Annotated in this window: 10 protein-coding genes and 2 rRNA genes (1 of these 12 cut by a window edge); 9 read left to right on the top strand and 3 right to left on the bottom strand. The window is 38.8% G+C overall.

Annotated elements, in window-relative coordinates:
- The first annotated feature begins 449 nt into the window (after positions 1 to 449).
- The 4 genes from IGK91_RS09920 to IGK91_RS09905 are packed head-to-tail and all read left to right on the top strand — an operon-like array spanning position 450 to position 3,941.
- The gene (locus tag IGK91_RS09920; protein ID WP_181934389.1) at positions 450 to 1,835 is read left to right on the top strand and encodes a bifunctional metallophosphatase/5'-nucleotidase; all 1,386 of its coding nucleotides are present in this window, start codon (positions 450 to 452) and stop codon (positions 1,833 to 1,835) included.
- A 36-nt stretch (positions 1,836 to 1,871) separates the two neighbouring features.
- Entirely contained in the window at positions 1,872 to 2,531 is a 660-nt protein-coding gene (locus IGK91_RS09915; protein ID WP_010720726.1) for a YutD family protein, read from the top strand.
- Between the two features lie 2 nt (positions 2,532 to 2,533).
- Positions 2,534 to 3,298 carry a TIGR01457 family HAD-type hydrolase gene (locus tag IGK91_RS09910; RefSeq protein ID WP_181934388.1) on the top strand — a complete coding sequence of 255 codons (765 nt, stop codon included), beginning with the start codon at positions 2,534 to 2,536 and terminating at the stop codon, positions 3,296 to 3,298.
- Position 3,299: 1 nt separating this feature from the next.
- On the top strand, positions 3,300 to 3,941 hold the full coding sequence (locus tag IGK91_RS09905; RefSeq protein WP_010737201.1) for a TIGR01906 family membrane protein: 642 nt from the start codon (positions 3,300 to 3,302) through the stop codon (positions 3,939 to 3,941).
- A 578-nt stretch (positions 3,942 to 4,519) separates the two neighbouring features.
- Here IGK91_RS09905 and IGK91_RS09900 read toward each other — a convergent pair.
- Complete coding sequence (locus IGK91_RS09900; RefSeq protein ID WP_010720723.1) at positions 4,520 to 5,029, bottom strand: phosphatidylglycerophosphatase A family protein; 510 nt, start codon at positions 5,027 to 5,029, stop codon at positions 4,520 to 4,522.
- A gap of 120 nt (positions 5,030 to 5,149) precedes the next feature.
- Positions 5,150 to 6,148, bottom strand: coding sequence for an NAD(P)/FAD-dependent oxidoreductase (locus IGK91_RS09895; RefSeq protein WP_430605295.1), 999 nt, complete (start codon positions 6,146 to 6,148; stop codon positions 5,150 to 5,152).
- A gap of 327 nt (positions 6,149 to 6,475) precedes the next feature.
- Between IGK91_RS09895 and IGK91_RS09890 the strand changes: the two genes are divergently transcribed.
- Entirely contained in the window at positions 6,476 to 7,060 is a 585-nt protein-coding gene (locus tag IGK91_RS09890) for a peptidylprolyl isomerase (RefSeq protein ID WP_010720721.1), read from the top strand.
- A gap of 142 nt (positions 7,061 to 7,202) precedes the next feature.
- Here IGK91_RS09890 and IGK91_RS09885 read toward each other — a convergent pair whose 3' ends face one another.
- Positions 7,203 to 8,369 (bottom strand): MalY/PatB family protein, encoded by a 1,167-nt coding sequence (locus IGK91_RS09885; protein ID WP_081123348.1) that lies wholly within the window; start codon positions 8,367 to 8,369, stop codon positions 7,203 to 7,205.
- 91 nt (positions 8,370 to 8,460) lie between these two features.
- Here IGK91_RS09885 and IGK91_RS09880 point away from each other — a divergent pair, with 91 nt between their 5' ends.
- The 4 genes from IGK91_RS09880 to IGK91_RS09865 all read left to right on the top strand — a co-directional run.
- Positions 8,461 to 8,841: a CvfD/Ygs/GSP13 family RNA-binding post-transcriptional regulator gene (locus IGK91_RS09880; protein ID WP_010720719.1), complete on the top strand. Its 381-nt coding sequence runs from the start codon at positions 8,461 to 8,463 to the stop codon at positions 8,839 to 8,841.
- 73 nt (positions 8,842 to 8,914) lie between these two features.
- The gene (locus IGK91_RS09875) at positions 8,915 to 9,277 is read left to right on the top strand and encodes a hypothetical protein (protein WP_010720718.1); all 363 of its coding nucleotides are present in this window, start codon (positions 8,915 to 8,917) and stop codon (positions 9,275 to 9,277) included.
- 689 nt (positions 9,278 to 9,966) lie between these two features.
- A 16S ribosomal RNA gene (locus IGK91_RS09870) occupies positions 9,967 to 11,526 on the top strand.
- Between the two features lie 232 nt (positions 11,527 to 11,758).
- Positions 11,759 to 12,318, top strand: a 23S ribosomal RNA gene (locus IGK91_RS09865); it runs 2,354 nt beyond the window's last position.
- The 16S and 23S rRNA genes sit together here, the layout of an rRNA operon.

Genomic DNA, 12,318 nt, shown 5'->3' with positions numbered 1-12,318 from the left:
AAAACTTTAATTAGTTGTCTGAAAAGAGAAAAATGAGAAACTGATTACTACTTGATTACTACTTGATTATTACTGAAGAAGTAGTGATAGAAGAGTTAGTTTTAAGAAATAAGCCGAAGAATTCCGACATTCGTCCTGCGTATATTGGAAATTCTACGGCTTATTTCTGTCGATTTGATTGAAAGTTAGCTGACGAATGAATGGGCAATGCCAATAGAATTATGTCTATTAATCATGTTTTGCTGTAACGTATTTTTTCATCACTTTTCTACCCTAAATCGCTAGCTAGGGATAGACTGATTATTAGCTTGATCCGATATTATCCACAAGGCTAACGTTTAGAATGGGGTCTATTCACAGCGGAGGAATTTGATTTTCTTTAAAATCTTTCAAAGTGAACAAAGAAAAAGCCTATGGTATGATAAAGAAAAGTGAGGCGAAAGAATAAGATGGAAAAAATAGTTCTATTACATACGAATGATTTACACTCGCATCTAGAAAACTGGCCTAAAATCAGAAGGTTTATTGAGCAAAAAAAGCGTGAAAACGAAAAAAAAGAAAATACCACGACCATCACTGTTGATTTAGGTGACTTTGTTGATCGCTGGCACCCGCTATCAGAAGCAACCGATGGACAAGCAAATGTTGAACTAATGAATAACGTAGGTTATGATGCTGTGACGATAGGTAATAATGAAGGCGTGGGAAATGCCAAGGATCAATTGAATCATCTTTATGATCAGGCAAACTTTGATATTTTATTGGATAATTTGTTTGATAAACATCTGTTGCAACCGCCGAAATGGGCAAAAAAGTACAAGATCATTGAAACTCCTCAACAGACTAAAATCGGCTTACTGGCTTTGACGGCTCCTTTTCCCTTAACTTATAGTCCAAATGGTTGGGATATCAGAAACCCTTATGATATTTTGCCTGAATTAGTGGAAGAACTAAGACCAAAAGTAGACATCTTGGTATTGATGAGCCATCTAGGTATCCAAGACGATCGTCAAATTGCCCAAGAACTTCCATCAATCGATGTAATCTTAGGATCACATACGCATCATTTGCTGATTGATGGTCAAATCGTTAATGGTGTTCAGCTTGCAGCAGCGGGAAAATATGGACAATACGTTGGAGAGGTTCATCTCACCGTTGATGAGCATAAAAACATCATCCAAAAATCAGCTCGGGCTATCCCAACAGAAACGATGATGACGTTTATTGAAGATGAGCAGGAAAGCCAAGATTATTTAACTAAAGGGCACGAACTATTAGCGGCAAAAAAAGTAGCCAAGTTACCTTATGATTTATCAGTAGATATTTTTGCGGAACATTCTTTTATCTATGAGGCGTTAGAAGCAGTCAAGTATCGTGGGCAAACACAAGGCGCAATGCTAAATAGTGGGTTGTTTTTAACTGGATTACCAGCAGGGCTGATCAATCAGGATCAACTGCATACGGCATTGCCTCATCCAATGCATTTACTGAATGTCACACTTAAAGGAAGTGATTTGATTCGATTGGTATTAGAAATCGAAAAAAATCGTGCCTTTTTACGCAATTACCCAATCAGAGGTATGGGATTTCGGGGAAAAATTTTTGGACAAGTGGTTTATAGTGGGATCTCTTATGATGCAGTGAATCATCAAGTTCACTGGCTGAATCAGCCGATAGATAACGAGCGTCGATATACATTTACAACAGTGGATCATTTTATGTTTGTACCTTTCTTTCCAACGATTGAGATTGCTGGTGAAAATGAATTTTTATTTCCGGAATTTATTCGTAGCGCAGTAGGGGAATACTTAAATGCTCACTATCCAATAAAATAAAAACAAGGTATAATAGGAATGATAGGTGGTGAAAGCATGTCGGCAAAACAAAAAGAGCAACACGCCGTTGAAGCTAAAACAAAAGAAAAACAGACAGCGAAAAATGTCGAGGACCATACGGTGACAGAAGAAATCACCGCCGTGTTAGAAGAAATTATCGAAGAACCCAAACCGGAGAAAGTAAAGGGAGAAATCATTACTTTCATCGATGAGAAGAATTTTTTGATTGGCGAACAGCACTATCGCCTAGTAAAGGATCATCGAGAGGGGTTCAATCCAGAAAAACTTGGCGAAAGATATAGTGAAGTCTTGTCGCGTTATGACTATATCGTTGGTGATTGGGGCTATGAACAACTAAGATTAAAAGGATTTTTCCGTGTAGATAACAGACGTGCTCATCCCGACCAACGAATTGATGCTTTGGAAGATTATTTGTATGAGTATTGTAATTTTGGTTGCGCTTATTTTGTGATTGAACAAATCGGAGGTAAGAAGGAAAAAAATACTCCTCGCCGAAGAAAAAAGAAAAATCAAAACCAACATCGTGCGTACATTGATGAGAAAAAAGGACCCGTTTCTTCAAATCACAAAAAACCGGTCATCAAAAAAAGAAAAACAGAACAAAAAAAGACTGAAAAAACATCAACTAAACCAAAAGCCAACACTAATTTTACGATAAGACAAAGGGAAGAGTAAAGATGGATTATAAAGGATATTTGATTGATTTAGATGGAACGATTTATCGGGGGACTGAACCTATACCTGCTGGGAAACGTTTTGTGGAGGCTCTTCAGGCAAAAAAACAGCCTTTTCTGTTTGTTACGAATAACACCACAAAAAGTCCACAAGCAGTAGCAAATCGCTTGGCAGATGAATTTGATATACACGTTAGCCCTGAAACTGTTTATACAGCTTCTTTAGCAACGATCGATTTTATGCACGCTGCCGGGAAAGGAAACACGTTTTATGCCATAGGTGAAGCTGGTTTGATCGATTTGATTTTAGAAGCAGGATTTGTCTGGGACGAAGAAAATCCCGATTATGTAGTAGTCGGTCTAGATAATTATCTGACGTATGAAAAAGTAGTCAAAGCGACTCTTGCAATCCAAAAAGGGGCAACATTTATTGGAACAAATCCAGATAAAAATATTCCAACTGAGCGTGGGTTGCTGCCGGGTGCAGGATCGGTAATTTCGTTTGTGGAGACAGCTACGCAGACGCCACCGATTTATATTGGCAAACCAGAAGCGATCATTATGGATAAGGCGGTAGAAAAATTAGATTTAACGAAAGCAGATGTCATCATGGTTGGAGACAACTATGAAACAGACATCCAAGCAGGGATTCGAAATGGGATTGATACGTTGTTGGTGCTCTCAGGATTTACGAAAGCTGAGGATGTACCTTTATTACCGGTACCTGCTACACACGTTCTCCGTTCGTTAGATGAGTGGAGTTTCTAGAATGAGAAAAACAAAATGGGTGTGGGGAGAATATGCTGGTTTGGTTTGTCTATTCTTCATGCTGATCAGTCTGGCGATCGCGATAACAATCAATTTTCGCTTTCTCTATGAACTAGACATCAAATATCTGAACATATTGGATCATACTACGCTTGATCAAGAAACTTTATTGAAAAATTTTGATCAATTAATGGCTTATTTAAATAATCCTTTTCAGAAGGAATTAAGTCTGCAAAATTTTCCTATTTCTACAAGTGGGGCACATCATTTTTATGAAGTCAAAAAACTTTTTTTACTTAACTATTTTGTGCTGCTGCTGACGTTGATACCTAGTATCTACTATCTTTTTTATCTGAAACGTCATAAGCGTTTTTGGCGTTTAGTTCAACCGTTTAAGATTGGAATGCTCGTACCGATTGTTTTTGGCTTTTTTATGTTGGTAGGATTTGATCGCTTTTTTATCTTGTTCCATGAAACATTTTTTAACAACGACGATTGGTTGTTTGATCCGACAACCGATCCAATCATTAACGTCTTACCAGAACAATTTTTTATGCATAGTTTTATTTTATTTTTTATTTTAATTGAACTCTTTTTTGCTTTTTTTGTGATCATTGGAAAAAGAGAGCTAAAAAGAAGTTAAAATCAAACATAGAATAGAACAAATCATAATGCCTATTTTGTTTCAACAGAATAAAAAAAGCCCGAGACAAGGAGATTGTCTCGGGTTTTTGCTTTAAACGGTGTTCAAAGAGCTGTCCTTCGGTATTAAGTCAAAAAATCTCAAAACATGAAAAGCTGTTTCGAGATTTTCGTCCTTAATACTCAGGACAAAACGCTCTTTTCACAACCTCTTTCTCTAAACGGTGTTCAAACATCAGCTCCTTGAAATAAGCCTGAATTTTTCAAAATATGAGAAGCTATTTTAAAAAATTCTTTCTTATTGTCATCGGAGCTATACGATGTTTTCACAACCTCTGATTCACGGTGTTCAAAGAGCTGTCCTTCGGTATTAAGTCAAAAAATCTCAAAACATGAAAAGCTGTTTCGAGATTTTCATCCTTAATACTCAGGACAAAACGCTCTTTTCACAACCTCTTTCTCTAAACGGTGTTCAAACATCGGCTCCTTGAAATAAGCCTGAATTTTTCAAAATATGAGAAGCTATTTTAAAAAATCCTCTCTTATTCGCTCGGAGCTGATCGCTTCTTTCACAACCTCTTATTGAGTCAAACGACTGCGTTTTTCTGGCTCTTGGTGAGCAAGACGACTGGCAGCAGAGGCAGCGATTGCACCCACGATGTCATCCAAGAAAGTATGCACATTTTTTCCGTCATGGCTATTTAATTTTTGTAAAATACCAGGCTTTACTTTATCGATATAGCCATAATTAGTGAAACCGATTGTCCCATAGACATTTACAATTGATAAGGCTAGTATTTCATCGATCCCATACAGTCCTTCATCATCTTCAATGATATGTTGGAGCGGTGACATCAACTTATTTTCTTCTGCTAAAATATCTAATTGAACCCCAGTTATGATCGCGTTATGGACTTCACGTTTGGTTAAGACAGCGTGAACACTTTGGATACAATCTGCTAAAGTAAGATCAGTAATGTAATCTTTTTGTAAAAACATCACTAGCTCAGCAATGTCTTCAAGGGTTACTCCACGCTCATTGAGCAATTCACGTGCTTTTTCTTCTAGCGTTTCAGTTTTGATAACCATTTTCTTCCTCCTTTTGCTTCTGTGAATCAACTATATTGTTAGCCTACCAAATAAAAAAGCAAGAAACAAATGTTGTCTCCTCTGCTTTGGACAAAATGGTCAAAAATCACACAAGCTATCCTATTTCGGAGGAACTTTTTTATCATATAAACTGGTACTATGTCCAGGTTGTGTGCGTTCTTTAGGGTTAATAAAGTGTAACGCATTATTGACAGCTGTAGGTGCTTCGCCAAATCCAGTAGCGATCAATTTTACTTTTCCTTTGTAAGAACAGATATCGCCAGCAGCATAAACGCCTGGTATCGAGGTTGACATATCTGAGTTTACTGAAATTGCATTTCTGGTACTTTCAAGTCCCCATGTTGAAAGATGTTCTAGATTTGAGGTGAACCCATAATTAACAATCAATGAATCAATCAGTAACTCAATTGTTTCCTCGCTTTTTACCCGTTTTAAGCGAACAGCAGTCAATTCCCCATTTTTTCCAGATAATTCATCAATGAGATAGGGAGTTAAAAGATTGACTGATGAAGCTTTCAATAAGTTTACACTATGCTCATGAGCTCTAAATTCTGGCCGGCGATGGATAAGATAAACTTCACTCGCAATCGGTTCTAGCATCAATGCCCAATCAATTGCTGAATCACCACCACCTGCAATTGCTACTTTTTTACCAGCATATTTCATTAAATCGTTCACAAAATAATCGAGACCGTGATGCTCATAAGTTGTTGCTTCTGGTACATTTAATTTTCTAGGTTGAAAAGAACCGCTTCCTAAAGTCAAAATGACTGCTTTTGAATAGTGGATTCCTTTAGTAGTTGTGATTTCAATTATTTCATCTTCTTTAGTAATAGAAAGAACTTCCTCATTCAAATGAAAAGAGTGATTGAATGTGGTTAACTGTTTTTCCAGATTTGCTACTAAGTCACTGGCTTTCACGGCGGGATAGCCGGGAATATCATAAATATATTTTTCTGGGTAAAGCGTTGCTAATTGCCCACCTAGTTGAGGTAAACTGTCAATGATCTGAGTTTTTGCTTGACGCATACCTGCGTAAAACGCTGCAAACATCCCTACTGGTCCTGCACCGATAATTGTAATATCATAGATTTCCATAGAAAACTTCCTCCTCATACCCACACTATAGCAGAATTTAATTGAGAATACTTCTCAAACAAATGATTTATTTCTAATTCTCAAGGAGATTGGGGCAGAAGCGAAAACGATCTCTCGTGAAATCTACTGGTTCACATATTTAAAAATACTCGTGGATTATTTTTTAAGTCAGAGAAACGCAGAAAAGTATCTATCATTTGATAAAAAGTATATAATCATTTTTACATAAGGATGAGTCTTTTTGTTTTCTTAAGTTTCATGTAACAGCGAATAGAGAGAATATGTTATTATTACCAATGAAGGAATAATTTTTAGGAGGAAAAAGATATGGTATTCCCACAATTAAGCTTAGAAAATGAAAAAGGACCAAAGGCAGTAATAAAAACAAACCGTGGTGATATTACGGTCCAATTATTCCCAGAATTAGCGCCTAAAACAGTTAAAAATTTTATTGAACTTGCTAAAAAAGGATATTACGACGGAGTAATTTTCCACCGTGTCATCCCTGATTTTATGATTCAAGGTGGCGATCCAACTGGTACAGGTATGGGTGGCGAAAGTATCTATGGTGAAAGTTTTGAAGATGAATTTAGTCGTGAGTTGTTCAACTTACGTGGGGCGTTATCGATGGCTAACTCTGGACCAAATACAAACGGTAGCCAGTTCTTTATCGTGAATAATGAAAATGTACCAGCGAATATGCTAGATCAATTAGAAGGTGCAGGCTTCCCGGCTGAAATCATCGAAGCATACAAAGGTGGTGGGACACCTTGGCTAGATTTCCGTCATACTGTATTTGGTCATGTGATTGATGGCATGACTACCGTAGACGAAATTGCTAACGTACAACGTGGTCCACAAGATCGTCCAGTACATGATGTAGTGATCGAGAAAGTTGAAGTATCAGAATAATCACTCGCAATAGTAAGACATTTTAATTATTAACTAATCACAAAATAAACCAACTGGTTTCAATCATTGACCCAGTTGGTTTATTTTATTTCTAATTAGAATAGAACCTCGTTTAAAAGTCGTCAAAAATGCTTTTGTTTTTTTATGTGAAGGCTTTTTTTATCCGCATCAATCCATCTAGTAGTGTTTCTTCCGGACAAGCTAAATTCAATCGCATATGAGCATGACCGGCAGGACCAAATGAGATGCCAGGATTTAAAACAACTTTTCCTTTGGTAATCAATGTTTGTTCTAGCAACTCGTCATTCGCTTCATAAGCAGAAAAATCTAACCACATCAAATACGTTCCTTCAATCGTCATCACACCTAGTTGAGGTAAATGTTTTTCAAAAAAAGAAGTGGCAGTGGCCGCGTTTTTTTCTATATAAGGAAGCAGTTGACTAAGCCATTCTCTACCCGTTTCGTAAGCAGCTTGTGTACCGATTAGACCAAAAGTATTTATATCTTGTTGCTGATTCATTAGTAACCGCTGTTCAAAATGTTCTTTTAATTTAGGATTTTTTATAAACACCATTGAGTTTTTAATCGCTGCTAAATTAAAGGTCTTGGTTGCCGAAGTAAACGTGATTAAAGACTGACTTAGTGTTTCATCAATCGTTAACATCGAGTTAAAATGGTTCGTTGAAAAAACTAAGTCTTGATGAATTTCATCACTAAAAAGCAGCACTTTGTGTTTCAAACATAGTTCGCTTAGTTGTGATAATTCTTCTTTAGTCCAAACACGCCCCCCTGGATTGTGGGGATTACAAAGGATTACCACTTTTACTTGTTGTTCAACGATCTTTTTTTCCATATCTTGAAAGTCCATCATGAATTTATTGTTTTGTTCAATTAATTGACTCCGTATAAGCTGACGGTGATTACTCTCGACGATTGCAGAAAAAGGTGGGTAAACGGGGTCATGGATCAGCACACTGTCACCTGGTTCAGTAAAAGTTTGAATTGCAACAGCTAAACTAGATAAAACACCGCTAGTAAAGACAATGTGTTCTTTTGTTAAAGATACCTGATGCTGTTGTTTTTCCCAATTGATGACTGCGTGATATAATTTTTCTGAAACGGTAGAGTAACCAAAAAGACCTTGAGAAACATAATTTTCAAAAGCTTTTTTTACTCCAACAGGTGATAAAAAATCCATGTCTGCAACCCATAAAGGCAATAAGTCGTCTCTTTGATAGGTTTCTTTAATTGAATCCCATTTTACGCTATCGGTATGTCTTCTTGAAACTTTCTTGTCAAATTCACTCATCTAAAGGACCCCTTTTTCTATTGAGTATTTTCAAAACTTCTTTTTTTAAATCATTTACAGTATAATGATAAATGCAAAGAGAGGGAAGTACATGACATATAAAATTGGACAAATAATTAAAGGAAAAATAACTGGAATACAGCCTTATGGTGCATTTGTGTCTTTAGACGAGGAAACACAAGGCTTGATTCACGTATCAGAAGTACAATCAGGTTACACGAAAAGTATTCACACATTGTTAAAAGTTGGTCAACCAGTAACTGTTCAAATCATTGATATTGATGAATATTCAAAAAAAATTAGTTTGTCGTTACGTACGTTGGAGAAGAAGAGCCCTGTTATTCCTTATCGAAGGAAAAGATACTTTACGAATAAAAATAAAAAGATCGGGTTTGCCACGATTGCGGAACAACTACCAAAATGGGTGGACGAAGCACTAGAAGAACTAGAACAGAAAGAAAATAAGAAATAAAAAGTGTATTTTTTCTGAAAATGTGCTAGAATTTTTATGTAAACCACAGAACAAGTTGATCGAGGTGGAAATTTTGGCAAGCAAAAAAGTAGCTGGTACAATCATGTTGCATTTGGAGGATGGATCAAAAAAATTTTTAGTCCATTCAATTGATGACAAGCTGGAGTTTGCATTAGCAGAGCTTTCAGAAGAAAAGACGGGGTTAGCAAACATACTTAGCTTTTTAAAAGAAATCGTTCATATTGATGTTAGCAAAATTAATTTGATGGAGTTGACCAATACACATATTAATCACGAAAATGTTCCATTGTTTGTTTTTGAAACTGAGCAAAAAAGTCAAAGTGAAGACTTAGGTAAAGGCTATCTTTGGGAAGACCCAGATCAAATGCGCTCTGTCCTTGGCACTTACGAAGTGGAAGGAGTTCCTTTCTTTTAATGTAGAATTAGACACCAAAAGAAACTTGAAAAAAATTCAAGTTTCTTTTTTTATGGTAACCGGTCCTCTTTAAAGGATGAAACGTTCAGTTTATCATGGATTATATTCGATAATGCAAACTTTTTTATGCTTCTTTTGAAGTAAAAGCGAATGATGATCTTTTGCTTGAATATTCTTTTGAAAAATTAAGTGAAAATGTTTGTTGACGTACCTTGGTTTACGTGATAAATTTATTAACGTTGATTTAAGAAACAGCGTAATGAAACTTTCTAAAAAAATAGCAGAAAAGTTCTTGACGTTTCTAAAAACACATGATAAGATAACTAAGTCGTTAAAAAACGACAGCTTACGAAGCTTGATTCTATCGAAAAAAACTTCAAAAAAGTTGTTGACAAATAACAAACGACGAGTTATGATAAATGGGTTGCTGGAACACTTCTGAAAAACGAAGTCGAAAAAAACTTTTAAAAAGAGTTGACAAACAAACGTCGCTCTGATATGATATGAAAGTTGCTACGGCAATCTCAACTGATTAGCTTTTAATCAAGTAGACCTTTGAAAACTGAACAAAGCAAAGACAAACCAAATGTGTAGGGCGTCTTGATTGATTCAAGACAACAAACATTTTTAACAAGCAAGCAATATGCTAGCAAACAATTGAGCTTAACAATCGCAAGATTGTTCGAACTTTTTATGAGAGTTTGATCCTGGCTCAGGACGAACGCTGGCGGCGTGCCTAATACATGCAAGTCGAACGCCTCTTTTTCCACCGGAGCTTGCTCCACCGGAAAAAGAGGAGTGGCGAACGGGTGAGTAACACGTGGGTAACCTGCCCATCAGAAGGGGATAACACTTGGAAACAGGTGCTAATACCGTATAACAATCGAAACCGCATGGTTTCGATTTGAAAGGCGCTTTCGGGTGTCGCTGATGGATGGACCCGCGGTGCATTAGCTAGTTGGTGAGGTAACGGCTCACCAAGGCGACGATGCATAGCCGACCTGAGAGGGTGATCGGCCACATTGGGACTGAGACACGGCCCAAACTCCTACGGGAGGCAGCAGTAGGGAATCTTCGGCAATGGACGAAAGTCTGACCGAGCAACGCCGCGTGAGTGAAGAAGGTTTTCGGATCGTAAAACTCTGTTGTTAGAGAAGAACAAGGATGAGAGTAACTGTTCATCCCTTGACGGTATCTAACCAGAAAGCCACGGCTAACTACGTGCCAGCAGCCGCGGTAATACGTAGGTGGCAAGCGTTGTCCGGATTTATTGGGCGTAAAGCGAGCGCAGGCGGTTTCTTAAGTCTGATGTGAAAGCCCCCGGCTCAACCGGGGAGGGTCATTGGAAACTGGGAGACTTGAGTGCAGAAGAGGAGAGTGGAATTCCATGTGTAGCGGTGAAATGCGTAGATATATGGAGGAACACCAGTGGCGAAGGCGGCTCTCTGGTCTGTAACTGACGCTGAGGCTCGAAAGCGTGGGGAGCAAACAGGATTAGATACCCTGGTAGTCCACGCCGTAAACGATGAGTGCTAAGTGTTGGAGGGTTTCCGCCCTTCAGTGCTACAGCTAACGCATTAAGCACTCCGCCTGGGGAGTACGACCGCAAGGTTGAAACTCAAAGGAATTGACGGGGGCCCGCACAAGCGGTGGAGCATGTGGTTTAATTCGAAGCAACGCGAAGAACCTTACCAGGTCTTGACATCCTTTGACCACTCTAGAGATAGAGCTTCCCCTTCGGGGGCAAAGTGACAGGTGGTGCATGGTTGTCGTCAGCTCGTGTCGTGAGATGTTGGGTTAAGTCCCGCAACGAGCGCAACCCTTATTGTTAGTTGCCATCATTTAGTTGGGCACTCTAGCAAGACTGCCGGTGACAAACCGGAGGAAGGTGGGGATGACGTCAAATCATCATGCCCCTTATGACCTGGGCTACACACGTGCTACAATGGGAAGTACAACGAGTCGCAAAGTCGCGAGGCTAAGCTAATCTCTTAAAGCTTCTCTCAGTTCGGATTGTAGGCTGCAACTCGCCTACATGAAGCCGGAATCGCTAGTAATCGCGGATCAGCACGCCGCGGTGAATACGTTCCCGGGCCTTGTACACACCGCCCGTCACACCACGAGAGTTTGTAACACCCGAAGTCGGTGAGGTAACCTTTTGGAGCCAGCCGCCTAAGGTGGGATAGATGATTGGGGTGAAGTCGTAACAAGGTAGCCGTATCGGAAGGTGCGGCTGGATCACCTCCTTTCTAAGGAATATTACGGAGACTACACTGTTTGTTTTTCACTTTGTTCAGTTTTGAGAGGTTTACTCTCAAAGATATATTTTTGTTCATTGAAAACTGGATATTTGAAGTAAATTAGTAATACAAACCGAGAACACCGCGTTGAATGAGTTTTTTAATAAGTTCAATTGCTTATTTTCTTGATCGGACTTCTATCGCTAGAAGAAAGATCAAAACCCAACCGCAAGGTTGATAAGGTTAAGTGAATAAGGGCGCACGGTGGATGCCTTGGCACTAGGAGCCGATGAAGGACGGGACTAACACCGATATGCTTTGGGGAGCTGTACGTAAGCTATGATCCAGAGATTTCCGAATGGGGGAACCCAGCATCTTTTATAGGATGTTACGTTTGCGTGAATACATAGCGCATTCGAGGTAGACGCAGAGAACTGAAACATCTAAGTACCTGCAGGAAGAGAAAGAAAATTCGATTCCCTGAGTAGCGGCGAGCGAAACGGGAAAAGCCCAAACCAATGAGCTTGCTCATTGGGGTTGTAGGACTCCAATATGGTAGTTCTTTCAGATAGTCGAATGACTTGGAAAAGTCAGTCAAAGAGGGTAAAAACCCCGTAGATGAAATTTGGAAGGCACCTAGGAGGATCCTGAGTACGGCGGAACACGAGGAATTCCGTCGGAATCCGGGAGGACCATCTCCCAAGGCTAAATACTCCCTAGTGACCGATAGTGAACCAGTACCGTGAGGGAAAGGTGAAAAGCACCCCGGAAGGGGAGTGAAATAGAACCTGAAACCGTGTG

It is taken from the genome of Enterococcus sp. DIV1208, assembly GCF_050530455.1.
Classification (GTDB): Bacteria; Bacillota; Bacilli; order Lactobacillales; family Enterococcaceae; genus Enterococcus_B; species Enterococcus_B hirae.
This window is presented reverse-complemented; position numbering and strand designations above follow the sequence as displayed.